At 72.4% G+C, this 24,578-nt stretch carries 21 protein-coding genes; 1 reads left to right on the forward strand and 20 read right to left on the reverse strand.

Translation table 11 applies throughout. The features are described from left to right. Positions 1–7: 7 nt before the first annotated feature. The 15 genes from E1262_RS02280 to E1262_RS02350 are packed head-to-tail and all read right to left on the reverse strand — an operon-like array spanning position 8 to position 16,134. Positions 8–1,441: a DHA2 family efflux MFS transporter permease subunit gene (locus E1262_RS02280; RefSeq protein ID WP_132101420.1), complete on the reverse strand. Its 1,434-nt coding sequence runs from the start codon at positions 1,439–1,441 to the stop codon at positions 8–10. Further along, positions 1,438–2,400, reverse strand: coding sequence for an ACP S-malonyltransferase (fabD, locus tag E1262_RS02285; RefSeq protein ID WP_132101421.1), 963 nt, complete (start codon positions 2,398–2,400; stop codon positions 1,438–1,440). The genes E1262_RS02280 and fabD overlap by 4 nt, the downstream gene beginning before the upstream one ends. Next, positions 2,397–3,755, reverse strand: a complete 1,359-nt coding sequence (gene accC, locus E1262_RS02290) for an acetyl-CoA carboxylase biotin carboxylase subunit (RefSeq protein WP_132101422.1) — start codon at positions 3,753–3,755, stop codon at positions 2,397–2,399. Before accC ends, fabD begins: the two co-directional genes overlap by 4 nt. Positions 3,756–3,785: 30 nt before the next feature. Beyond that, on the reverse strand, positions 3,786–4,265 hold the full coding sequence (gene accB / locus E1262_RS02295) for an acetyl-CoA carboxylase biotin carboxyl carrier protein (protein ID WP_132101423.1): 480 nt from the start codon (positions 4,263–4,265) through the stop codon (positions 3,786–3,788). Further along, entirely contained in the window at positions 4,262–5,953 is a 1,692-nt protein-coding gene (locus tag E1262_RS02300; RefSeq protein WP_132101476.1) for an acetyl-CoA carboxylase carboxyltransferase subunit alpha, read from the reverse strand. Before E1262_RS02300 ends, accB begins: the two co-directional genes overlap by 4 nt. Positions 5,954–5,958: 5 nt before the next feature. Further along, on the reverse strand, positions 5,959–7,536 hold the full coding sequence (locus E1262_RS02305; RefSeq protein WP_132101424.1) for a phytoene desaturase family protein: 1,578 nt from the start codon (positions 7,534–7,536) through the stop codon (positions 5,959–5,961). Then, positions 7,533–8,624 carry a 3-oxoacyl-ACP synthase III family protein gene (locus E1262_RS02310; protein ID WP_203453465.1) on the reverse strand — a complete coding sequence of 364 codons (1,092 nt, stop codon included), beginning with the start codon at positions 8,622–8,624 and terminating at the stop codon, positions 7,533–7,535. Before E1262_RS02310 ends, E1262_RS02305 begins: the two co-directional genes overlap by 4 nt. Positions 8,625–8,629: 5 nt before the next feature. After that, positions 8,630–9,403: an SDR family NAD(P)-dependent oxidoreductase gene (locus tag E1262_RS02315; protein ID WP_132101425.1), complete on the reverse strand. Its 774-nt coding sequence runs from the start codon at positions 9,401–9,403 to the stop codon at positions 8,630–8,632. Beyond that, a complete protein-coding gene (locus E1262_RS02320) occupies positions 9,400–11,754 on the reverse strand; it encodes a beta-ketoacyl-[acyl-carrier-protein] synthase family protein (RefSeq protein ID WP_132101426.1) in 2,355 nt (784 codons plus the stop codon). The genes E1262_RS02315 and E1262_RS02320 overlap by 4 nt, the downstream gene beginning before the upstream one ends. A gap of 36 nt (positions 11,755–11,790) precedes the next feature. Beyond that, on the reverse strand, positions 11,791–13,080 hold the full coding sequence (locus E1262_RS02325) for a beta-ketoacyl-[acyl-carrier-protein] synthase family protein (protein ID WP_132101427.1): 1,290 nt from the start codon (positions 13,078–13,080) through the stop codon (positions 11,791–11,793). Beyond that, on the reverse strand, positions 13,077–13,520 hold the full coding sequence (locus E1262_RS02330; protein ID WP_203453466.1) for a 3-hydroxyacyl-ACP dehydratase FabZ family protein: 444 nt from the start codon (positions 13,518–13,520) through the stop codon (positions 13,077–13,079). The genes E1262_RS02325 and E1262_RS02330 overlap by 4 nt, the downstream gene beginning before the upstream one ends. Beyond that, complete coding sequence (locus tag E1262_RS02335; protein ID WP_132101428.1) at positions 13,517–14,812, reverse strand: beta-ketoacyl-[acyl-carrier-protein] synthase family protein; 1,296 nt, start codon at positions 14,810–14,812, stop codon at positions 13,517–13,519. The genes E1262_RS02330 and E1262_RS02335 overlap by 4 nt, the downstream gene beginning before the upstream one ends. Further along, positions 14,809–15,261, reverse strand: a complete 453-nt coding sequence (locus E1262_RS02340; protein WP_132101429.1) for a hotdog family protein — start codon at positions 15,259–15,261, stop codon at positions 14,809–14,811. The genes E1262_RS02335 and E1262_RS02340 overlap by 4 nt, the downstream gene beginning before the upstream one ends. Beyond that, positions 15,258–15,662, reverse strand: a complete 405-nt coding sequence (gene acpS, locus E1262_RS02345) for a holo-ACP synthase (protein ID WP_132101430.1) — start codon at positions 15,660–15,662, stop codon at positions 15,258–15,260. The genes E1262_RS02340 and acpS overlap by 4 nt, the downstream gene beginning before the upstream one ends. Position 15,663: 1 nt before the next feature. Continuing rightward, a complete protein-coding gene (locus E1262_RS02350) occupies positions 15,664–16,134 on the reverse strand; it encodes an acyl carrier protein (protein ID WP_203453467.1) in 471 nt (156 codons plus the stop codon). Positions 16,135–16,422: 288 nt separating this feature from the next. Here E1262_RS02350 and E1262_RS30125 point away from each other — a divergent pair, with 288 nt between their 5' ends. After that, positions 16,423–16,560, forward strand: coding sequence for a hypothetical protein (locus tag E1262_RS30125; RefSeq protein ID WP_162605732.1), 138 nt, complete (start codon positions 16,423–16,425; stop codon positions 16,558–16,560). Positions 16,561–16,565: 5 nt separating this feature from the next. On the opposite strand, the gene E1262_RS02355 is transcribed toward E1262_RS30125, so the two are convergent. From E1262_RS02355 to E1262_RS02375, 5 genes are all read right to left on the reverse strand, one after another. Continuing rightward, on the reverse strand, positions 16,566–17,114 hold the full coding sequence (locus E1262_RS02355; RefSeq protein ID WP_162605733.1) for an RNA polymerase sigma factor: 549 nt from the start codon (positions 17,112–17,114) through the stop codon (positions 16,566–16,568). Between the two features lie 83 nt (positions 17,115–17,197). Further along, the gene (locus E1262_RS02360) at positions 17,198–19,399 is read right to left on the reverse strand and encodes an MMPL family transporter (protein ID WP_132101432.1); all 2,202 of its coding nucleotides are present in this window, start codon (positions 19,397–19,399) and stop codon (positions 17,198–17,200) included. A gap of 439 nt (positions 19,400–19,838) precedes the next feature. Beyond that, positions 19,839–20,519: a TetR/AcrR family transcriptional regulator gene (locus E1262_RS02365; protein ID WP_132101433.1), complete on the reverse strand. Its 681-nt coding sequence runs from the start codon at positions 20,517–20,519 to the stop codon at positions 19,839–19,841. Positions 20,520–20,812: 293 nt separating this feature from the next. Next, positions 20,813–21,637, reverse strand: coding sequence for a class I SAM-dependent methyltransferase (locus E1262_RS02370; protein ID WP_132101434.1), 825 nt, complete (start codon positions 21,635–21,637; stop codon positions 20,813–20,815). A 336-nt stretch (positions 21,638–21,973) separates the two neighbouring features. Next, positions 21,974–24,514: an ATP-binding protein gene (locus tag E1262_RS02375; RefSeq protein WP_132101435.1), complete on the reverse strand. Its 2,541-nt coding sequence runs from the start codon at positions 24,512–24,514 to the stop codon at positions 21,974–21,976. Positions 24,515–24,578 lie beyond the last annotated feature (64 nt).

Consider the following 24,578-nt stretch of genomic DNA (forward strand, 5'->3'; position numbering starts at 1 on the left):
TGCTCGCTCAGGCCGAGTGGACCGCTGGGCGCGCGTCGTCGCCCGGCGGTATCGTCGGCTCGACCGACCCGGCGCCACGCGGGATGAACAGCGCCACGACGGCACCGGCCACCACCACGGGCGCACCGACCCACAGCGCGGCTACGACCCCGTCGACGAACCGCTGCGGATCGCCGTAGCCGCCGTGCGCCTGGAACACGGTGCCGAGGACCGCGATGCCGAGCGCTCCCCCGAACTCGCGGACCGTGGTGTTCGCACCGGAGGCGAGCCCGTGTTCCTCGGAGCGGACGGCGGCCAGCACCACCGCCGCCGTCGGCGCGAACACCAGCCCCATGCCGATTCCGGCCGTCACCATCGGCCCCAGTATCTCGGCGAACGGCTGCGCCGGAGCGGCGACCGCCGCGATCCAGGCCAGGCCGGCGGCCTGCAGTGCCAGGCCGGCCGCGATCAGCCGCCCGCCGCCGATCCGCTGGGTCAGCATGCCGGCCAGCGGGGCCACGATCATGGGCATGACCGTCCACGCCATCGTCCGCAGCCCGGCGTCCAGCGGGCCGTAGCCGTGCGCCACCTGCAGCAGCTGGGCCAGCAGGAAGATCGAGCCGAACACCCCGAAGTGCATGCTCAGCGAGGCGACGTTGGTCAGCGTGAACGCCTTGATCCGATACAGCCGGGGCGGGAGCAGCGGCGTCACGGTGCGCCGCTCCCACACCACGAACGCCACGGCCAGCGCCACGGACACCGCACCGGCGACCAGCACGGCCGGCGCGGTCCAGCCTCGCTCCGGGCCGTTGACGATCGCCCAGATGCCGGCGACGACCGTCGCGCAGACCAGCGCCATGCCGACGACGTCGACGCCAGTCGAACGCACCCTGCTCTCCGGCAGCCACCGTCGCGCCAGCACCAGGGCCACCACGCCGATCGGCACGTTGATCCAGAACACCCACCGCCAGTCCAGGCCCTCGGCCACCGCTCCCCCGGCCAGCGGCCCGAGCGAGATGGCCGCGCCGTTGGCGGCGCTCCACAGACCGATCGCCAGGCCGCGACTGCGCGCCGGTACGGCACCGGCGAGGATGGTGAGCGACAACGGTGTCAGCATGGCGGCACCGGCGCCCTGCACGGCACGGGCCGCGATGAGCTGGCCCGCGGTGTCGGCGAGGCCGCAACACAGCGACGCCGCCGTGAACCCGGCGATCCCCGCGGTGAACACCCGGCGGCGGCCCCAGCGATCACCCAGCCCCGCGGCCACCAGCAACAGCCCGGCGAACGCCACGATGTAGGCGTTGGAGATCCACTGCAGGTGCGCGACGTCGGCACCGAGATCGGCCCGGATCACCGTCAGCGACGTCACCACGACCAGGTTGTCCAGGCCGGCCATGAACATCGGGAGCGAGCAGGCGACGAAGACGGCAAGGACCGGGTAGCCCGCAGTCCTGGACCTCATGCCGTCAGGGCCGGGCTCAGTTCCGCCACCAGTCGATCGACCCGCCGGGCGTCGGAGGCCGAATGACACACGATGTCGGGGCGGCTGCGCTTGCACAGTCCGGTCAGCACCCGGCCCGGCCCGACCTCGACGAACGCGTCCACGCGGTGATCGGTGACGGCGTCGAGGCTCTGCCGCCAGCGCACCGGGCCGGCCAGCTGAGCGCGCAGGGCCGCCCGGGCCTGAGCGCCGGACGCCACCGTCGTCGCCGTCGCGTTCGCCACCACGGGGATCCGCGGCGTGGCGAACTCCGTGGCGGCCAGGTCGGCCGCGAACTCCTCCTCGACGCCGCGCATCAGCGAGCAGTGGAAGGGGGCGCCCACCCCGAGCTTCGTGACCTGCACGTCCTCGGGTCCGTCGCGCAGCGCGCGCTCGGTCAGTGCGGCCACCCCGGCGACCGTCCCGGACACCACCGTCTGCGTGTCGGCGTTGTAGTTGGCCACCTCGACCAGCAGGTCGCCGCCATCGCCCACCTCGGCGCACCAGGCCTCGACGTCCGCGGCCGGCGGGCCGAGCACCGCCGCCATGGCGCCGGGCGTGCTGTCGTTCACCGCCGCCATCAGCTGCCCGCGGCGGCGGACCAGCCGCAGGGCGCTGACCCAGTCCAGCACTCCGGCCGCGACCAGGGCTGTGTACTCACCGAGGCTGTGACCGGCCACGACGACCGGCGGTGGGAGCCGCTCGGCCAGGACGCGGTGGGCGGCGACGCTCGCGACGAAGATGGCCGGCTGGGTGATGTCGGTGCGGCGCAATACGTCCTCCGGGCCTTCCCAGCAGACCCGGGCGAGGTCGAAGCCGAGCACGTCGCTCGCCGTGTCGAACAGCGGCCGCACGAGTCGCGGGTGGCGGTCGGCCAGGTCGCGGCCCATGCCGACGCGTTGCGATCCCTGGCCTGGGAACAGGTGAGCGGTACGGATCATGTCAGCTCCTCGGGAGGATGGCGGCTGAGGAAGTCGGTGTGCGCGTCGCCGCCGCGGAACTCCGCGTGGGCGAGGACGTTGCGCTGGAAGCCGATCGTCGTGCGGACGCCGGGCCCGGCCACGTCGAACTCGTCGAGGGCCCGGATCGCCCGGTCCAGGGCGAGCCGGCGGGTCGGCGCCCACACGATCAACTTGGCGATCATGGAGTCGTAGTGGGGCGGGATGCGGTCGCCCTGCCGGCTGGCGGTGTCGATCCTGGTCCACGGACCGCCGGGCGGGTCGAACACCTCCAGCAGGCCGGGCGCCGGTGCGAAGCCGCGGGCCGGGTCCTCGGCATTGATGCGGCACTCCACGGCGTGACCGGAGATCCGGACGTCGTCCTGGCCGAACGAGAGCGGCAGCCCGGCGGCGACGCGAATCTGCTCGGCGACGATGTCGATGCCGGTGACCAGCTCGGTGACCGGGTGCTCGACCTGGATGCGAGCGTTCATCTCCATGAACCAGAAGTCGCCGCCGTCCTCGAGCAGGAACTCCATCGTCCCCGCGCCGCGGTACCCGACGGCACGGGCGCCGGCCAGCGCCGCCTCCCCGAGCCGGCCCCGCAACGCCGGCGTCACGCCGGGCGACGGCGCCTCCTCGACCAGCTTCTGGTGCCGCCGCTGCACCGAGCAGTCCCGCTCGCCCAGGTGCACGGCGTTGCCGTGGTCGTCGCAGATCACCTGGACCTCGACGTGCCGGGCGCGCTCGAGGTACCGCTCGAGGTAGACGTCACGGTTGCGGAAGACGGCCTGGGCGGTCGCCCGGGTCTCCTGGTAGGAGCGGCGCAGGTCCTCGGGACGGTGCACGACGGTGATCCCGCGGCCGCCGCCGCCGGCCGACGCCTTGATGATCACGGGGTAGCCGATCTTCTCCGCGATCTCCTGCGCCTCGTCGAACGTGTGCACGGGGTCGACGGTGCCCGGCAGCAGCGGCAGCCCCGCGTCGGTCATCGCCTGCCGGGCCACGGCCTTGTCCCCGACCACCTCCATCACCTTCGGCGGCGGGCCGATGAAGGTGACGTCGTGGTCGGCGCAGATCTCCGCGAAGTAGGGATCCTCGGAGAGGAAGCCGTACCCCGGGTGGATCGCGTCCGCGCCCGTCTTCACCGCGGCACCGATGATGTTCGGGACGTTCAGGTAGCTGGCGGCGGCTCCGGCGGGGCCGACGCGGACCGCCTCGTCGGCGAGCCGGACCACCATGCTGTTCTCGTCGGCGTCGGAGTAGACGGCGACGGTCGCGATACCCAGCTCGCGACACGCGCGCGCCACCCGGACGGCGATCTCGCCCCGGTTGGCGATGAGGATCTTCGTGAACACCCGGCGATGCCTCCTCTCGGCCTAGGGTGGTCAGTGGCCGTCGACGGCCAGCTCCACGAGGACCTCGTCGAACTCGACCATCTGCCCGTCGGCCGGACGAATCGCCACCACGCGTCCCGCCCGATCGCTCTTGATCTCGTTCATGAGCTTCATCGCCTCGACGATCCCGAGCGTCTGCCCGGCCGCGACGACGTCGCCGACCTCCACGAACGCGTCCGCCTCCGGCGCCGGGCGCCGGTAGAACGTGCCGACCAGCGGTGCCCGGACACCGTGATGCTCCGGCCCGTCCTCCGGCGCCGGCGCGGCGACGGCGGCGGCACCGGTGCCGGTGAGGACGGCGGGAGCCGCGGCGACCGGAGCGGGCAGTTCAACCCTCAGGGAGCAGTCGCCGGCGGTGAGCTCCACCACGCGGATCGCCCCGGCCGACGCGCCGATCAGCGCCGTCGCCTCGGTCCGCAGGTGACTCACCAGGCTCCGGCGGGCGTCGTCGAGCAGTTCGGTGCCGTTCACGCCGCACCGGCCCGGTAGAGCTCGGCGTCGGCACCGAGCCGGCCGAACGCGTCGAACCGGGCGTGGCGCTGGTCGCGCAGGTCGGCGCCGGACCGCGTCGACAACTCGCCCAGGGCGGCCGTGATCGCTTCGCCGACCCGATCGACCGTCCCGGCCGGGTCCGTGTGCGCTCCACCGGCCGGTTCCAGCACGACGTCGTCGACGATTCCGAGCTCGAGCAGGTCCGGAGCGGTGAGCCGGAGTGCGGCCGCGGCCTCGGGCGCCCGGGTGGCGCTACCCCACAGGATGGTCGAGCAGCCCTCCGGCGAGATGACCGAGTAGTAGCTGTACTCGAGCATCAGCACCCGATTGGCGACCGCCAGCGCCAGCGCGCCGCCGCTGCCGCCCTCGCCGGTCAGGACGCTCACCACGGGGACCCGCAGCCGCGACATGGCCGCGATGCACTCGGCGATGACCGAGCCCTGGCCGCGTTCCTCGGCCTGCAGACCGGGATAGGCGCCCGCGGTGTCCACGAACGTGACCACCGGCAGCCCGAACCGCTCGGCGTGCCGCATCAGCCGCATCGCCTTGCGATAGCCCTCGGGGTGCGGCATGCCGAAGTTGCGCCGCACCATCTCGGCGGTGTCGTGACCCTTCTGGTGCCCGATCACGACGACGTTGCGGCCGGCCAGCCGCGCCACGCCGCCGACGACGGCCGGATCGTCGCCGTGCACGCGGTCGCCCCGCAGCTCCACGAACTCGTCGCTGAGCCGGTGCACGTAGTCGATCGTCGTCGGCCGGTCGACGTTGCGGGCCCGGCAGACCACCTCCCAGGGGTCCGTCGCCGCCGGGCCGGGCTGCCAGCGCCGCGGCTCGTCGCGGCGGGCCGGCGGCTGAGCCGGCGCCTCCGCCGGGCGGTGCAGGCGCAGCAGGCCGGCCAAGCTTTCCCGCAGGCTCTCGCGGGGCACCACCATGTCGACCAGGCCGCGCTCGTGCAGGAACTCCGCCGTCTGGAACTCCGGCGGCAGCGCCTCCCGGATCGTCTGCCGGATCACCTGCGGGCCGGCGAAGCCGACCAGGCTGCCAGGCTCGGCGATGATCACGTCGCCGAGCGAGGAGAAGGACGCCGTAGCCCCGCCGAAGGTCGGGTGCGTGTTGAGGTTGATCACCAGGACGCCGGCCTCGCGGAGCCGGGCGATCTCCTGCGCGGTCCGGGCCAGCTGCATCAGCGACAGGCAGCCCTCCTGCATGCGGGCGCCGCCGGAGGCCGAGACGATCAGCAACGGGGTGCGCGTGGCGCCCGCCCGCCGAGCAGCGCCCACGAGGACGTCACCGACGACGGTGCCCACGCTGCCGCCCATGAACGCGAAGTCCAGCGCCGCCACGACGACCGGGTTGCCGCCGATCGTCGCCGTGCCTGCGGCGATGGCGTCCGGCCGGCCGGTCTTCCGCTGCGCCGCGGCCAGCCGCTGGGAGTACGGCCGCGAGTCGGCGAAGCCCAGCGGGTCGTTCGGGGCCGGGATCTCACCGAGCGGGTGGAAGGAGTCGCGGTCCAGCAGCAGGTCCAGCCGCTCGTCCAGCGACAGCCTCAGGTGGTGCCGGCAGTCCGGGCAGACCTTGGCGTACCGGTCGAGCCGTTTGCGATAGAGGTAGGACGAGCAGTTCGGGCACCTGGTCCAGGCGTCGCCACCGGTACGGGCGGTGGTCATCTCGGTCACGGTGTTGCTCCCTGCGGCTGGGCGACGGGCGTCGCGCGCGAATACGGCTGAACCGGGCCGGTGCGATCCCGGAACGAGCGCGGCAACGTCGCCCCGACCTCGTTGCCCAGTTCCTCGAGAACCAGCTTGGAGACGTTGAAGCCGGACGACACCGCCCGGAACGACGAGCACCCGGACTCGGTCCAGTGCCCCGACAGGTAGAGCCCGCCGATCGGCGTCGTCTGCGCCAGCCGCTTGTTGGCGAACTGGTTCGGCGTGTTCTCCCAGCCGTACGTGGCGCCCTCGTAGCCCCGGGTGAAGCGGTGCATCGTCTCGGGCGTGCCGACCTCGCGGTAGGTCAGGCGGCCGGAGAACTCCGGGACGACCGTGTCGAACAGCCGGACCAGCGCGTCGCCGGCCTCCTCCTTGATCTCGCGCCACGGCCGGTCCAGCCGCCACGGCGCCATCACGTTGAGGATCGCCAGGTGCTCCCCGGCCGGGGCCAGGCTCGGGTCCAGCAGTGTCGTGTTCGACATCCACGCCGACGCCGGCCGGCCGGCCAGCACGTCCTGCCAGTTGTCGTCGTGATCGGTGTGCGGGTGGACGAACGTCTCGTGCGCGATGTCGAGCTCGGCCAGGTCGATGTCAGTGGCCGCGAAGACCGTGAGCACCGAAAGCGACGGCTTCATGCGGTTCAGCCGCTTGAGGTAGGCGTCCGGGACGTTGGCGTCGCCGACGAGGTCGTGCATGGTGTGCCGCACGTCGGCGTTGGAGATGACGACGCGGGCGGTGAACTCGGCGCCGGCGTCGGTCCGGACGCCCGTGGCGCGGCCGTCCTCCGTCGTGATCGCCGCCACCGGCGTTCCGGCCAGGATCGTGCCGCCGCTGGTCTGGACGACGGACGCGAACGCGTCGACCATGCGCTGGTACGAGCCGAGCGGATAGCGCGGTCCCTCCAGGTGCGTGTCCAGCATCTGGACGAAGTTGAGGAACGACAGCCGCGACGGCGGCGAGCCGATGAACGGCCACGCGGCGCCGGCCAGGGCCCGCACCCGCGGGCTGGGCACGTGGTCGGCGAAGACGTCGCCGACCGTCGCCATGCGGTAGCGGGAGAAGGTGGGCCGCGCCGCCATCAGGTCGGCGAGCTCACGCGGGTCGATCCGGTACGGCAGCCACGACATCTCCTGCAGCGTGGTGCGGCACACGTCGAGGAACCCGCGCATCTCGGCGGCCTCACCGGGCGTGAGCAGCGCCGTGTTCGCCTCGGTGAACGGCTCCCAGCCGGTGGGCGCCACGATGTTCAGCCCGTCCGGGAAGGCCGCGCCGTAGACGTGCGGCGACTCCACGTACGGGACGCGGCCGTCGACGCCGAGGTACTCCAGGAAGTTCCAGACGATCTCGCCCGCACTGGTGCCGTGCACGGCCGGGTCGAAGACGTAGTCGCCGCGGACGAAGGCGTGCGCCACCCCGCCGATGCCCTCACCCTGCTCGCAGACGAGGACGTGTTCCCCGCTGTGCGCCAGCAGGGCGGCGGCCGACAGCCCGCCGAGGCCGCTGCCGACGATGATCACGTCGTAGTCGTGCGTTCGGTTCATGTCAGGTCCTCCGTCGAAGTCGGGTGCTGCCAGTCGATGAGCACGCCGGCATGCACCCACTTGCTGCTCTCGATGCCGACCAGCAGGACCCGCTGGCCGGGCCGCAGCTGCCCGGCGCGGGCGGCGTCGTCGAGACACACCAGCGGTCCGGCGCAGCCGAGGGCGCCGCGGCGCGAGAGGCTGTCGACGAACTCGCCGGTGATCTTGGTCCATTCGTCCCGCTCGACCGCGCCCTCGGTCATGGCCTCGCGCATCCAGCCGGACGTGCCCTCCGGCACGACGCAGACGTCGATCTCATCGGCCCCGGCGCCGCTGGCCGCCAGCGTCTCGCCGATGGCCTCGGCCACCAGAGCCGGCGCGAAGTGTCCGGCGGCGACGACGTCGACCTTCAGGGTGACCAGCCGCTTGGCCGCCGCCTGCTCGTGGACCGGGGCGTGCGTGCCGCCACCGATCACCTGGATGCCCGGCGCCCGCCCCGGCCCGATGGCGCCGGTCGCGCCGCCCACCAGGCCACCGGCGGGGCCGGCCTCGGCGCGCAGCACCACGGCACCGGCGCCGTCGCCGAACATGTACACGGGGATGCGGTCACGGATGCGGACCTTGCTCGACGGCACGCCGAGGAAGATCGGTGCCAACGCGGGCGACGTCGTCTCGCTCCCGATCACCAGCGCGGTGCGGTGGGTCCCGGCCTCGATCAGCAGCCGCACCAGCTCCAGCGCCTGCACCGTGCCCGCCCCGCCGGAGCGGAGCTCGTAGGTGGCACAGGTGCCGATGCCGAGCTGGTCCTGTACGAGGTTGACCGTCGGCGGGAGCGGGTACTCGGGCGTCGCGGTCGCCAGGACCAGCAGGTCGACGTCGGCGGGGTCGACGCCGGCGTCGTCGAGCGCGGCCCGGCCGGCCGCGGCCGCCAGCTCTGAGTTCCGCTCATGGTGGCTGCCGGTCGCCGGGTCGATGATCCAGTGCCGCGACGAGATGGCGATGTCCTCGGCCACCTCCTGCGGCAACGGTCCCACCAGGCTGTCGATCAGGTCGTTGCCGATCGGCTCGCCCGGCAGGTAGCTGCCGGTCCCGGCGACGGTGGCCCGCACCGCGCTCACCATTTCGGCCGCCCGAGCCCGAGGCCGGCCATGCCGCCGCCGTCGATGTTGAGCAGCACCCCGGTCATGTACTCCGACTCCGGGCCGGAGAGGAAGCGGATGGCGGAGGCCACCTGCTCCACTGTCGCGAAGTCGCGCATCGGGATCTGCCGCTTGAGGTTCTTCGCCACGTCACCGGTCGACAGGCCGGCCACCAGGTCGGTCGGTGCGAACCCTGGCAGGACCGCGTTGACCCGGATGCTGAACCGGGCCAGCTCGATGGCGGCACTGCGGGTGAATGCGTCGACCGCGCCCTTGGACGCGGCGTAGTTGGACTCCCCGGTCCACCCGCGCTCGCCCATGACCGACGAGACGTTGACGATGGCGCCGTCGCGCGTCTTCATGAAGTGGTCGAGCACGGCCTTCGTGCAGTTGAAGACGCCGCCGAAGTTCACTTTCATGACGTCGAGCCAGTCCTCCGGAGCCATGTGGTAGATCAGGCTGTCGTTCGAGACGCCGGCGTTGTTGACCAGGATGTGCAGGTCACCGAAGGTCTCGAGCACCTCCGCCACCAGTGCGGTGGCCTGTTCGTGGTCGGAGACGTCGGCCCGGAACGCCGCGGCTCGCCCACCGGCCTCCTCGATGCGCGCGACCACCTCGAGCGCCTCGTCCTTGCCGGAGCGGTAGTTGACCGCGACCCGCGCTCCGTCGGCGGCGAGCGCCAGCGCCGTTGCGCGGCCGATGCCGCGCGAGGCGCCGGTGACCACCGCCACCCGATCGTCGAGTTTCATCGGACACCTCTCTGGTTGTCATCGGGGCAGGGACGGAGCACGAGCGACATCGCCGAGCCGCCCAGGGACGTGGCGTGGACCAGCGCGGCCCCGCCGTGCGGATCACCGGCCAGTTCGTCGACGGCCAGCGCGGCGGACAGTGCCCCGCCGGGGCCCACCGGCTCACCGAGCACGGCCTTCGGTGTGCGCAGCGCCGGCAGCCGGCCGCCGAACGCATTGGCGAGGCCGGACCGCTCGCCGCGGTCGGCCGGCTCCAGGCCGGCCGCGGCCGGCCACAGCCGGGTGATCTCGTCCGGCGCCGCACCGGCGGCGCGCAGCGCCTGGGTGACGGCCCGCGCGCTGGCGTCGCCGTCGATGTCCCAGGACACGCCGCCCGGCCGGATCCGGCTCGCCGCGCCGTATCCGGCCAGCTCGGCCATGGGCCGGCGGCCACGTCGCCGGGCCGTCTCCCGTCGTTCGAGCACGATCGCGACCGAGGTGTCGGTGATCGCGAACCGGCGGTCGCCGGGCGTCCTCGACAGCACGCCGAGGTCCCGGTAGGCACGGACCACGAGGTCGTCGATCAGGTCGAGGGCCAGGCAGACGATCGTGTCGGCGCGGCCGGTGCGGACCAGCTCGTAGCCGTAGGCCAGGGCCGCGGCGCCGGAGGCGTGCCCGGCCGAGACCGTGGACGTCGGCCCGTACAGGCCGAGCTGCTGGGCCACCTGCCCGGCGGCCTGGTTGTAGACCGTGCTGGGGAAGACGGCGGGATCGGCGCCGGACGCGCCGTCGGCGAGGACGCCGCGGGTGAACCGGGCCATCGACTCGACCGGCCCGGCCGAGGTCCCGAGGATGACACCGATCCCGGCGCGGTCGGCGGCGTCGACGTACCCGGCCTGGGCCAGCGCCTTCGCCGCCGTGACGACGGCCGTGACCGTCATGCGGTCCATCCGGCGGCGGGCCTTGCGGCTGAGATAGGGCTCTGGGTCGACCGTCATGGTCGCGGCCCGGCCCTGCGGATCGGCCGGGATGGGTGTCCCCGCGTCCAGCGCCGCCCGGGCCGCTGCGACGCCGTCGCCGAACGGCCCCAGCAGCGACTGGCCCGTGACCACTACCTCGTCGAGGCCGGGCGCGGGCGGGCGGCGCTCGTCGTCGGAGCGCAGCAGCACCAGGCTGGCGTTGGACCCGCCGAAGGCGAAGTTGTTGGACACGGCCACCCGGCTGTCCAGCGGCCTGGCGTCGAGCGGGGCATAGTCCAGGTCGCAGGCCGGGTCGGGACCCAGGTACGACGCGGTCGGCGGCACGGTCCGCTGTTCCAGCGCCCGGACGGTCACGACGGCCTCGGCCGCGCCGGCCGCGCCGAGCAGGTGGCCGATGACCGACTTGGTGCTGCTGACCACCACGTCGTCGGCGGCGGAGCCGAGGGCCGCGCGGATGGCGAGCGTCTCGGCCGGGTCGTTCTTCTCGGTGCCCGTCCCGTGGCCATTGACGTAGCCGACGTCGGCCGCCGCGACGCCCGCGGTCCGCAGCGCCGTCGCGATCGCGCGCGAGGCGCCGGAACCGTCGGGCCGCGGCGCCGTCGGGTGGTACCCGTCGGCCGACAGCCCGTAACCGCCGAGCCAGGCCAGTACCTCGTCCGGCTCGGCCAGGTCCTCACGGACGAGAACGAGGAACGCGGCGCCCTCGCCCAGTGACAGGCCGCTGCGGCCCTGGGAGTACGGCCGCGCCGGATCGGCCGACAGCGCCTCCAGCGAGTGGAAGCCGGCGAAGAGCACGTCGGAGAAGGCATCCGCACCGCCGGCCAGCACGAGGTCGGCCTGCCCGGACCTGATCAGGTCGGCGGCCCAGCCGATGGCGTTCGCGCCGGACGCGCACGCGGTGTTGACCGAGACGACCGGTCCGCCGAAGCCGAACGCCCCCGCCAGGGCCTCGGCGGCGGCCTGCGGTGTGGACATCGGGGCCAGCCCGGGGGCCGGCCGCTCGCCGCGGTCCACCGCGGCCAGCCACTCTCGGCCGGAGAGCAGGCCGGCGTTGCAGGTGCCGTAGACCACGCCGCAACGGTCGGTGCCGGCGCGCCCGATGACCGGGCCGGCGGTGGTCACGGCCTCGTCGGCCGCGTGCAGCGCCAGCTCCACGACACGGTCGCGATACCCGCCGGGCTGGGGGAAGCGGTGGATCGTCCCGATCGGGGCGTCGACCTCGCCGCCCAGTTTGGTGCGCACGCCGGTCAGGTCCAGCCGCTGGACCGGCCGGATACCCACCCGGCCGTCCCGCGCCCCGGTCCACAGGGCAGCGGCGTCCTCGCCCAGCGCCGTCACCGCTCCGACGGCGTGTACCGCCACCCGGACAGTGGCCGCGTTCTCTTGGCTCATCGTTCGCTCCTGTCCATCACGCCTCCATGGCTTGCATCACGCCGCCCGCAGCGCGACCGCGACGTTCTGTCCCTCGAGGCCGCGGGCCAGCGCGAGCGCGGACCGCACCGGCAGGTCCCGGCCCTCGTTCGGGACCCAGTCCATGGCGCAGTCCGGGTCGGGGTCGGTCAGGTTGAGGGTGGGCGGAACGCTGCCGTGGTGCACCGCCAGCGCCGCCACGGCGATGTTCACCGCGCCCGCCGCGGCCACCATGTGCCCGAGCGCCGGTTTCACGCTGCTGGCGACCACTCGGCCGGCGGCGGCACCGAGCGCCGACCGCAGGCCCGCGGCCTCGCTGGCGTCACCCAGCCGGGTGGCACAACCGTGGGTGGCGACGTAGTCCGGGCCGTCCGCCGTCCAGCCGGCCTCCCGCCCGGCGGCGGCGACGGCGGCCGTCAGCGCCGCGCCGTCGGGCTCGGGGGTCACCAGCCCTCCGACGTCGAACGCCGATCCGAGGCCGCCGATCTCGGCGTACACCCGAGCGCCGCGGGCGGCAGCGATCTCGAACTCCTCCAGCACCAGAACGGCCGCACCCTCGCCGAGCACGGAGCCCGACCGCTCCCGGTCGTAGGGCCGGAACGCGCCGGCGCCCAGATCGTTGCGGTCGGTCAGGACGCCGAGGCCGTCCATCTTCGACATCGCCCAGAACGAGACCCCGGTGTCGAACCCCCCGGCCAGCGCGATGTCGGACTCACCGCGGCGCACGGAACGGTAGGCGCGCCCGATCGCCGTGGCGCCCGCGTCCGCCGTGCCGTGGAAGTAGGCGTTCGCCCCCTTGGCCTGGTAGCGCTGCGAGGCGTAGAAGAGCGCCGCGGCCTGCAGGCCCTCGACGTAGAACAGCGGGTAGAAACTGGATCCCATCCGCTCGCCCAGCACACTCTCGCGGGCCGAGCCGTCCGCTTCGCGCACCGACAGCGAGCCGTCGATCAGGTGCTGGGGACGCGAGATCTCCTTGTTGCCGCCCAGGAACACCGACAGCCGCTCCGGGTTGAGTCGGGCCAGGTCCGCGCCGCTGTCGTCGACCGCCAGCGAGAGGCCTGCCAGCGCCAGCTCGTCCTCCCGGGTGGCGCTGCGCAGGGTGCGGCGCGAGGCGAACCGCGACGGGACGAAGCCGGTCAGCTCGGCGCCGATACGGGTCCGCAGCGTCGTGGCGTCGAAGCCCGTCAACGGGCCGATCGCCGTCCGGCCGCCCATGAGCCCCGCCCACGTGTCGGCCTGGCCGGTGCCGAGCGCCGACAGCAGCCCGATCCCGGTCACGGCGACGCGCCGCCCGGTTCCGCGGCTCATACGCCGGCTCCCGCGGCCGTGGCGCGCATGACGAGCGAACCGACCGTGGTGACCGGAGAGCCGCCCACGCGGACGTCGCCGCGCAGGACCGGCTCGTCGCCGCCGGACCGCACCTCGACACTCAGCTCGGCCACGTCGCCGGGCCGGACGAAATGCCGGAACCGGACCCGGGTCACACCGGCCAGTCGCCACCGGTCCAGCCGGCCGTCGCCGGTCAGCACCAGTGCGCCGAGCCGAGCGAGGTCGTCGATGATGAGCACGCCGGGAACGACAGGGAAGCGGGGGAAGTGGGTGGCGAAGACGGCCGAGGTCGCCGGGACGTTCCTGGTGGCGACGCCGGCGACGCCGGGCCGCAGGGACACCACGGTGTCCAGTCCGCTGGCCGCGGCGGCCGCCGCCAGGTCCATGGCACGGGTCTCGTCGAGCAGCGGTGTCGTCATCGAGGGGTCTCCTGCCCTGGTCGCGGTCCCGGTCCGGTGACCACGAAACATGCGTTGGTTCCGCCGAAGGCGAAGGCGTTGACCAGCACGGCGCGGACCGGCCTGGCACGGGCGACGTTCGGCACGTAGTCCAGCGTCAGCGCCGGGTCCGGGCGGTCGAGGTTGATCGTCGGCGGCACCAGCTGCTCACCGAGGGCGCCGAGCGCGGCGATCAGGTTGAGGCCGGCGGCCGCGGACGTGAGATGGCCGGCCATCGACTTCGGCGAGCTGACGGACAGCCGGTGCGCCCACGGCCCGAACACCTCGGTGATGGCGACCGTCTCGCTGGCGTCGTTGCCGGGCGTGCCCGTCCCGTGGGCGACGACGTAGTCGACGTCGTCCGGGCGCAGGTCCGCGTCGGCCAGCGCATCGCGCATCGCGGTGATCGCGCCACCGCCGTCGGGCGGCGAGTCGGTGATCCGGTACGCGTTCAGGCTGGAGGCGTACCCGGAGATCTCGCCGAGCACGGTCGCGCCGCGGGCGATGGCGTGTTCGCGCTCCTCGAGGACCGCGATGACCGCGCCCTCACCGAGCACGAAGCCGTTGCGGCGCGCGTCGAACGGCTTGCAGGCGCGGTCCGGCTCGTCCGGCGAGTCCTGGGTCAGCGCACCGAGCAGGGCGAAGCCGAGTACGTCCATCCAGGTCGTCAGCGCGTCGTACCCGCCGGCGAGCATCATGTCGGCGTCGCCGTCCTGGATCCGCAGGTACGCCTCGCCGAGCGCGTGGGCCGCTCCGGCGCACGCGGTGCTGACGGAGACGAACGGGCCGCGGCAGTCGCCTATGTCGGCCATGACGGCGGGCCCGACGTTCTGGTCGCGTTCGAGGACCTCGGCCGGTGACTGCCGGAAGATCTTGCTGTGGCCGGTCGACTCGAGCAGCCAGGACATGTCGGCCAGCTGTTGCAGCTCGACCCGGCCGACGGTGCCGCCGACGGAGACGCCGCGACGGTACGGGTCGGTGCCGGTCAGCGGGCCTGCCTGGGCGAGCGCCTCGACCGCGGCGGCCACGCCGTACCCGGCGCCACGGGACAGGTAGCGACGGTGCCGGCGCTCGGGCACCGCGGACGTCACGTCGAAGCCGGTGACCTGGCCGGCGATCCGCACCGGGAACGTCGACGCGTCGAAGGTGCTGATCGTGCGCACCCCGCTGCGGCCGCAGGCGAGGGCCTTCCAGGTGCCCGGGGCGTCATTGGCCAGCGGTGTCACGGCGCCGATCCCGGTGACGACGACGCGCCGCCGCTCGTCGCGGCTCATCGGCCGGTGTCCCGAAGCGCGGCGAGCTGGCGGCGGGTCGTCTCGGGGTCGTCCAGCTCCGCCGTGTCGATGAGGGCGCACATGACATCGGCCGCCTCCATGACGGTGCGGCCGCCGACCTCGACCGCACCGGACATGACGGCCCGCTCCTCCGACGCGGACTCGACATGGGCGATCACGTCCAGCACGTCGCCGGGCCGCACGCTGCCGGGGAATCGCACGTCCGCGACCGAGAGCAGGGCGGCGCGACGGCGCACGTCGGTGTCGAGCATGACCAGCCAGGCGCCCGCCTGGCACAGGGTCTCCAGGATCAGCGGAGCCGGCATCGCCGGGCCGTCCGGCGTCTCCCGCCAGTACGGCTCGGTACGCGAGGTGACCTTCCGCGCCCGGATCGACCGGCCCGGTTCGTAGCCGGTGATCCGGTCGGTCAGGTGAAAGAGCACGATCATCCCTCCTCTTCGGGGCCGGGCTCGCCGGACATGACGACGACGGCGTGGGCGAGCGCGAAGTCCGCGGTGTGGGACAGCGAGACGTCCACCGTCCGGGCCCCTCGGCGCGCGCCGGCCGCTGCGACCTCCCCGTGCAGCCGCACCACCGGCCGGCCCCACGGCTCGTTCACGATCTCGACGTCGAGCCAGCGCATCCGCGGCCCCAGGCCGGTGCCCAGCGCCTTCAGCACGGCCTCTTTGGCGGCGAACCGGGCGGACAGCCGGCTGACCGTGTTCCGCCGGTCGGCGCAGGCGCGCAGCTCGCCGGCGGTGAACAGCTGGCCGCCGATGGCCGGCTGTTCCGTGAGCAACCGGCGCAGTCGTGGGACGTGGACGAGATCGACGCCGACGCGGACCTCCATCTCAGACCGCGGCCGGCGACGTCACCCGAGCCAGCACCAGGTCGACGAGATTGTCGACCGTGAACAGTCCCATCACGCCCTCGGCCGGCAGCTTGCCGCGCAGGGCCTCCACGTCGATCTGCGGCATGACCGTAGCCAGCTGGGCCAGGCCGACGTCGGAGACGACGCCCTCCGCCGTCCCGAAGTCCTCCTCGGAGATCCCGCCCTGCACGTGCTCGCCGAGATCGGCGGCCGAGATCTTGACGCCCAGCGACCGCTCGAGGCGGAAGAGGATGTCCAGCAGATCGATCGACTCCGCCTCGAGATCGCCGAGCAGCGTCGCCTCGGCCACCACGTCTTCCTCCTCGACACCCAGCGCGTCGACCAGCGCCGCGCGCACCGCTTCGAAGACCTCGTCCTTTGCCACCGTCATGATTCCTCCGGGATCGGCATTCCGATTGACCGTTACGCACCGCAACGCGGCGATATACATCGGTATGACCTGATCGGAGGGCTTGGTCGTACAGTGATGGGCGCAGAATTTGTGTGGCCTCGATCACATGCCCTTTTGCGCGGTATTCTTTAAACTCCCGGTTAAATCGAGACGACCGAAGAGAGCGCCTTCACAGCGCATTCACAGGTACTGCGGTGTAGCGTTCAGGCAAGTACGCGGCATCCCGGACTGCGGGCACATCCGGGCCTGCCGCCGGCCCATCTCTCGCCCGCGTGAGACACCTCTGCCCGGCCGGGCCGGACGGACCTAGCGCGAGGAGGCGCCAGCGTGGACGACGCCCCAGAGAACGTGGAACACCCGGAGCAGGCGGCGGGTGACGACCTCGTCGCCGAGCTGCGCGAGCTCCTCGGCAGCGTGCCGCCTCAGGTCGTCGAGCGGGCCGACGACGCCAGGCGTTCCGGCTGACCGGCTCAGTCGCTGTCGTCCAGCAGCGCGCGCAGGTGGGCGATGCACCGGTTGCGCAGCGGCCCGACCGAGCCGGCCGACACCTCCAGTGCCGCGGCGACCTGGTCATAGGTGCGGTTCTCCACGAACAGCGCGAGCAGGTGCTGGCAGCGCGGCGGCAGCGAGAGCAGGGCCCGGGCGAGCTGGTCGTCCCGCTGCCCGGACATCACGCGGCCCTCGACCGACTCGCTCTGGTCCGGTAATCGGACCAGGGCCTCCGGGTTCCACGCCTGGGCGCGTCGCGAGGCGGCGTCCAGATAGCGCAGTGACTCGCGCTTGGCGATCACCGACAGCCATTCCGTCAGCCGGGCGGGATCGCGCAGACCAGGCAGGTTCTGCCACAGCCGCATCCACGTCGCCTGGCTGACGTCCTCGCTGTCGGCCGCGCTCAGGCGGTGGGCTCGGGCGATCGACCACACGAGCGGCGCGTAGCGGACCACGAGATCGCGCCAGGCCTGCTCATCGTCATTGAGACACGCCGTCACCAGATCGGCCGTCGTCGAGTACCTCTCCACGGTCGGTCCCCCCGGATCGTCTGACGACTGCTGTGCGCCGGCCGCCGGTCCTCGTCGACCCGCGGCTGCCGCACGGCACGGATTCACGGTCGCGCGGTGCCGCTCACCACGTCGGCCGGACGCGGTGCCTCGTCGGACGAGGCGCCGGCCCATTCGTCCTCGCGGAACCCGTGCCGGTCCCACCATCGCCGCATCGGCGGCGGAGCCCACCAACACCGGCGGCCCAGCAGTCGCATCGTCGCCGGCACGAGCAGCGCCCGCACGATCGTCGCGTCGACGACGATCGCGACGACGAGGCCGATGCCGACCATCTTGATGAACGTGACCCCGGAGGTCGCGAACGCGCCCACGACGATGACCAGCAGCAGCGCCGCCGCGGTGATGATCTTCGCGGTCTTCTGGACACCCGTGGCGATCGACTCGACGTGATCGCCCGTGCGGTCCCACTGCTCCCTGATCCTCGAGACCAGGAACACCTCGTAGTCCATCGCCAGACCGAACGCGATGGCGATCATCAGCACCGGCATCGTCGCGTCGACCAGGCCGGTCGGGGTGAATCCGAGCGGCCCGGACAGGTGGCCGTCCTGGAAGATCAGCACGATCGCGCCGAAGGCCGCCGACAGCGACAGCAGGTTCATGACGATCGACTTGATCGGCAGGATCAGCGACCCGAAGGCGAGGAAGAGCAGCACGATCGAGACCACGCCCACGAACAGCCCCATCCACGGCAGCCGCGAGCCGACGCTGTCGAGCAGGTCGGCGAGCCCGGCTGGGCCACCGGTGAACAGTGCCTCGCCGCCGCCCGGCGGCGGCAGGGCGCGCAACGCGGTCAGCAGCTCCATGGCCTCGCCGGACTGCGGCTCGGCCGCGTAGCGGACGCTCAGGGCGGCGGTGTCGCCGGCGGCGCCGGACGGGTCGACGCCGTCGACGCCCGGAACCGCCGTGAGCCTGGCGGTGAAGTCCTCCAGCGCCGACCGGCCGGCGGGGCTGTCGACGGGGTCGGCCAGCGTGACGGCGACCGTGATGGCGGCGGCGGGATCGGCCGGGAACTCGTCACCGAGCGCCTCGGCGACCTGCCGGGCCTCGGTGCGCTCGGGAAGCACCCTGGCGTCGGCCATGCCCCAGTCGACGCGCAGGAACGGCAGGCCGAGCGCGACCAGCACACCGACGATGCCGGCGGTGACCACACCGGGCCGGCGCATCACGGCGTGTGCCACCCGGTACCAGCGCTCGCCGTCGCGCCCGGCCGCCTTGCGTGGTGACGGGATGCGCCACGAGTCGATCCGCCGGCCGATCACCACCAGCAGCGCCGGCAGCACCACGAGCGCTCCGACCAGCGCGAACAGCACGGTCGCGACACCGCCGAGACCCATCGAGCGCAGGAACACCTGCGGGAAGAACAGCAGGCTCAGCAGGGACACCGCAAGGGTCAGGCCCGAGAACGCCACCGTGCGACCGGCGGTCCGCATCGTCCGGATCACCGCCTCGGCAGGGGTGGCGCTGGCCGGCAGCTCCTCGCGGAACCGGCTGACGATGAACAGCGCGTAGTCGATCGCCAGGCCGAGCCCGAGCATGGTGACCAGGTTGACGGAGAAGACCGAGACGTCGGTCACCATCGTGATCAGCCGCAGCACCACGAACGACCCCATGATGCACAGGGCGCCGACGGCCAGGGGCAGCAGCGCGGCGACCGCGCTGCGGAAGATGACCACCATGAGCACCAGCAGGATGGGCATCGCCATCAGTTCGGCCCGGGCGATGTCGCCCTGGATCTGCCCGTTGATCTCCTGCCCCATCGGCACCTGGCCGCCGAGCTCGACGTCCAGCCCCGGCGCCACCAGCAGGTCGGACACCGCGTCGTAGGAGTCCGCCCGGGCTGCGGCGTCGTCGCCCGCGAGCTGGATCGCGACGTAGGTACTGCTGCGGTCCGAGGATACGAACGTCTCGGAGCCGGTCGAGTAGTACGAGCGCACCACAGAGACGGCATCCGATGCGGTCAGGTCGTCCGCCACGGCGGTGACGGCCGACTCGAACGCCTGGTCGTCGACGGTGGCGTCGTCGCTGCGGTACAGCGCGAGAACGTCGACCGCGGTCCTGCCGATCCCGTCCTCGATGGTGGCGGTCGCTCGGACGGACTCGCTGTCCGGATCGTCGAAGCCGGCCTCACCGGTGAGCGATCCGAAGACACCCGTTCCCCAGACGCCGCCGACGAGCACCAGGACCAGGGCACCGATGAGTACCGCCCCGCGTCGCCGGGTGGTGGCCCGCCCCAAGAACGTGAACATGTCCCAGCCTCTCCCGCACACCCTGTCGTGACATCGACGAACGCTACACGGACTAAATGTAAATAGCCTTTACACTAGTGCCTGCGAACCGCGTTCCAAGACAGTCGAGCTGCGGCAAGACATCGCATCGAGTCCACCCGATTCGGGTGCATCCATGACCGCTCCAGTGGCCGTGGATGCTCGATCACCCCGGCCCGCGCCACCACCCCTGGCCACGCGAGAGCCATCCCGACGACACTACAGATCGGATGACAAACCGATACAAGTCGACGCTTGCCGCCATGAGTAAAGCATCGCCGCCAGCGGGAGGTCAATGATCATCCGGATGTGACTTGGGTTACATGTAAATGACGCAGACTTAAAATGAATCATTGTTGATGGGTCACATTAATGCTTGGTTAAGCTGTGGCAACGCACTTCGCTTGCCAGCGGTGGTCTGCTAGCGTCTTGTGCCGTCTCCCTGCCAGTCGGCGGCGCCGGCCGACCTCGCCGACCGGCGGCTCCCGAGCCCGGTCAGGTCCCGCAGGGTCATGTCGATGACGCGATCGACGGACGCGGCGAACAGCTCGGGCGCGACGTTGGCCAGCGGGCCGTCCAGCGCCAGCCGGGCGACGCCGTGCACGGCCGCCCACGCCGCGATCTCGGCCAGCGGGCGGCGCTCTGCGGGCAGCCGGCCGGCCGCGACGAGGTCGTCCATCACCTGCGCGACCATGGCGAGGGCGTTGGGCAGGTCGTCGGACGGCAGCGCGCCCTTCTCGCAGAACGCGACCCGGAACAGCCCGGGTTCGGCCAGCGCGATGCCGACGTAGGCCCGGCCGAGCGCCTCCAGCCGGCGGGTCGCGGTCTCGCCGGCGTCGCCGGTGTCGGGGACGGTGGCCAGCCGCGCGCGCATGGCGTCGGTCAATGCCTGGAACGCTCGCTCCTTGACGCCGAGCAGGAGGTCGTCGGCGTTCTCGAAGTGCCGGTAGGCCGCGGTCGGGCTGACCCCGACCTCGCGGGCCGCCGCCCGGACCCCGACGGCGTCGGGCCCGCCCCGTTCCGCCAGCCGCGCGCCGGCGGCGAGCAGCGCGTTGCGGAGGTCGCCGTGGTGGTACGTCGACCGCGTCGTCGGTTCAGGCATCCCGATGATGTTGACACCCACCCACATCGGCTGGCAAGTTGACACCCGTGGCCTGGACCCACGCGTCCAGGGCATGCTTGGTCGTCGGAACCCGCCCTCCGCCTGCGCGTGGGCGAGAATCGGCACCCAGGACCGACGCCCACGGAGGTCAGGCACCGCCCGCGCCGACCAGCGGCCACGACCACGCCGGCATGTCCACCTCCTGAACGTCGGCTGAAATCCTCGCAGCCCAGCGGCGGATCCGCCAGTGTGCCCGGCGCCCACCCACCGCCGGAACTGCGCCGCGTGCCCTCCTAGCTCTTGGTCCCGACCGACAGCAGGTACTCCTTCTCGAACCGCGCCTGCTCGTCGGTGCCGCGGTTCCACGTGTCGCAGAAGGCATCCAGCGCCGCGTCGAACTCGTCGGCCAGACCGTTCTTCTCGGCGTTGTTCCGCGCTGCGATGGTCGGCCCGTAGAAGGCCTTGAAGTGCTCACCGTAGTCGTGGGCACGGGTGAACGCCGTGATCTCCAACGTGGCCCGTTCACGCCTGCCGAAGGTCACCCGGTCGCCGAAGAGCTCGTCCAGGTGAGCCTCGCGGCCCCACAAGGGCGGGGACGACGCTCCGGCGGGCGGCGGCGGCGCGAACGGCTTCATCGTCGCGAACAGGCCGCCGATCATGCCCTCCGGCGTCCAGCTCAGCAGTCCGATCGTCCCGCCCGGCTTGCAGACCCGCACCAGCTCGTCGGCGGCCGCCTGGTGGTGCGGAGCGAACATCACTCCGATCGAGGACATCACGACATCGAACTGGTCGTCGGCGAACGGCAGGCGCTCGGCGTCGGCGGGGACCCAGGTCAGCTGCAGGCCTTCCGCCTCGGCCACAGCGCGGCCGGCGTCGAGGAGCTCGGGCGTGAGATCGCTGGCCGTCACGTCCGCGCCCTTGCGTGCCGCCGGAATGGCCGCGTTGCCGGTGCCGGACGCGACGTCGAGCACGCGGTCGCCGGCCTGGATGCCACACGCCTCGACCAGGCGTGGGCCGAGCGGAAGCAGGAAGGTGGTGACCATCTGCGGGTAGTCGCCGGAGGCCCACATGGCGCGGTGGCGGCTCTTGAGTTCCTGGTCGCTGACAGTGCTGGACATGATGGTCCCCCCTGGGTCGGTGTCGACGAGACCGACACTAGACCCCGGACCCGCTCGCGCATCGGGACGTTTCCCTATCTTTCGCCCAGGCCGCGCAACACGTACGGACTCCCAACGGCCGGCAGATGGCGCCGGCGACCGTGCTCGCCTGTCGCGTCCCGCCCGTCAACGGTGAGACGACGAGACCTCGTCCGGCACGCTGTGACCAGCTGCCATGCAGTGGCGATGAGCGCGAGCAGCAGGGCGAGCACCCGGCGGTCGGGTCACCCAGCACATCCGGGTGGCCAACGTCGCGTGTCTACCGGAATGTGGCGCGTCAGCTCCAGGCCGGCGCCGTCAGGCCGGTCCGTGTGCGGGGAGATCGCGCTGGTCGGATATGGCCTGGAGCGCCTGTGTGGGTGACAGGCATTCGCCCTCGCGATGGGCGGCGTCGAAGCCGGCTGGGCCGAGCTGTCGTACGAGCGATCGGCGCAGGTCGTCGTCGGGTGGCTGGACGGGGCGCATGTGGGTGCTGGCCGAGTCGCGGGCGGTGTGGGCGGCGCCGAGGAGTACCGCGGCATGTCGCCGGCGGCCTTGATCGGCGAGGACGGCGGCGAGGCTCTCGAGCGCTCTCACGAGGACGAATGACTGGCCGGCCAGCGTGATGGCGCCGATGCTCGCGGCAAGGTGCTGCTCCGCGGAGCCGAGGTCGCCGCGCTCGTAGGCCCGCTCGCCGAGCACGTACAGCGCTCGCCCGGTGCAGCGCTGGTCGCCGAGCCGGCGAAGCGTCGGCAGGCAGCCCGCCATCAGGTCTGTGGCGCGGTCGTGGTTGCCGCGGAGCCATTCGAGCTGCCCGAATCCCACGGTCGCGTGTGTCTCGTCGCCCTCGCTGCCGGCCGCTTCGGCCAGCGCCCGGCTCTCGGACAGCCACGCCTCCACCTCGTCGTCGGCGACGCCGGCATACATCGCGCGTTGCGCCATGATGAACAGCGCGTTCGCCGCATACATCTGGTCGCCCACGCTGCGGAACAACGCCACGCTCCGTCGTCCCCAGTCGATCGCCTCGGACAGGTCACGGGACGCCTGCGCGAGACCCTGCATGGTGAGCGCGGTCTCCCACGGGTGATGCTCACCGAAGAGGGCAAGCGCATCGTTCAACGCCGGCAGCACTCGCTCTGCCTGGACCCAGATCGCGCCCATCCCCACCGCGCGCGCAGCCCGCGCACGGGTGAGGTCGTCCAGGTCCACGGCGAGGTCGACGGCCTTGTCCGCCAGGTCGAACGCGGCTCGAGCGTCCGTGGGTTGCAAGAGCGCGCTTGCCGCGGCGACTCCAGCGACGACCTGACGGGTGGCGGGTGGGCGGCCCAGCGCCAGCGCGCGCTGAATCCACTCCTGAGCCTCGCGGCGCTGCCCGCTGACGTCCCAGAACCGCTCCAACGCGGCGATCCATCGCCAGGCGGACTCGATGTCGCCGTCGACGATGCGGCGGTCCAGTGCGGCACGCAGATTCGGCTGCTCGGTGGTCAAGCGGTCGAGCCAGGCGCGCTGCTCCATCGTCCGTAGCCACTGGGCCGCGTGTTCGGCAAACGCGAGGTAGTGGGAGGCGTGCCGTTGCCAGGTGCCGGCTTCGGCGCCGGACGCGGTCAAGCGTTCGGCCGCGTACAGCCGGATCGTCTCCAGTAGCCGGTAGCGGCGTCCATCGCGACCCACAGCGGTCACCAGAGACTTGTCGACCAACGCCGGTAGCAGCGTGATCACGGCCGCAGCACCGGGCGCGTCCGCCCAGCACACGGCCTCGACGGCCGCGTAGTCGAAGTCGGCGGGGAACACCCCGAGCCGGTCGAAGAGCGCCCGTTCGGCGTCGTCCAGCAGGTCGTAACTCCAGTCGATCGCGCCACGCAGCGTCTGCTGCCGCGGCAACGCGGTGCGGGAACCGGCGGAGAGCAGCTCGAAACGCTGGTCGAGATGCTCGACCAGATCGGCCGGGTCGAAGCTGCGCACGCGGGAGGCGGCCAGCTCGATCGCGAGGGGCAGCCCGTCGAGGCGCTGGCACAGCGCGGCGACGCTCGCGGCGTTGGCGTCGGTGAGCGTGAAGCCGGGTGCGGCCGTGGCGGCACGGTCGACGAACAGCCGCACGGCGTCGTAGGTACCGGCGGTGTCGGCCGAGGAGGCGGCCGGCGGGTCCGGTACCGGCAGGGGGTGCAACTGGTAACTCACCTCTCCGGGGACGCCGAGTGGTTCGCGGCTCGTGGCGATCACGCGCAGGAGGCTCCCAGCGGTCAGGAGGTCGGTGACGATCTCGGCGGCCTCCGCGATGACGTGCTCGCAGTTGTCAACCACCAGCAGGCCACGCATCCCACCGGCCGTCTCGCGCAGGACGTCGCGCAGCGGCCATCCGGGCTGCGGCACGACACCCAACGCTCGCGCCACCGTGTCGCCCACCAGTTCCGGCCCGACCGGCGCCAAGTCGGCGAGCCGCACACCGTCGGGCGCGGAAGCCGCCTGCTGTGAGGCGACATGAAGAGCGAGCCGGGTCTTGCCCACGCCGGCCGGCCCGATGAGTGTCACCAGTCGATGGGCGCCGCCAAGCACGGTGAGCTCGGCCAGTTCGTCCGCCCGCCCGACAAGACTGGTGAGCGGGGCGGGCAGCGTGATATCGAGGACGGCACTGCGGCGCAACTCCACACCGATCTCACCGAGGGCCGCCCGGTCCGTGACACCGAACTTGCGCATGAGAGCGGCGATGTGGCTCTCCACGGTCCGCACCGAGATGTGGAGCCGCTCGGCGATCGCGCGGTTGCGGAGACGTTCGGACACCGCCGCCAGCACCTCGGCCTCACGCTCGGTGACACCGTTACGAGCCAGCTGCTCGGCGAGGCCGCCGTCGTGACCTGCCATCTACGCATTGTGCGTCAGCTCGGCGTTCTCCGGTACTGACGCGGCGTCCGTGGAAAGACCCGTG

The organism is Jiangella aurantiaca (assembly GCF_004349105.1).
Taxonomy (GTDB): domain Bacteria; phylum Actinomycetota; class Actinomycetes; order Jiangellales; family Jiangellaceae; genus Jiangella; species Jiangella aurantiaca.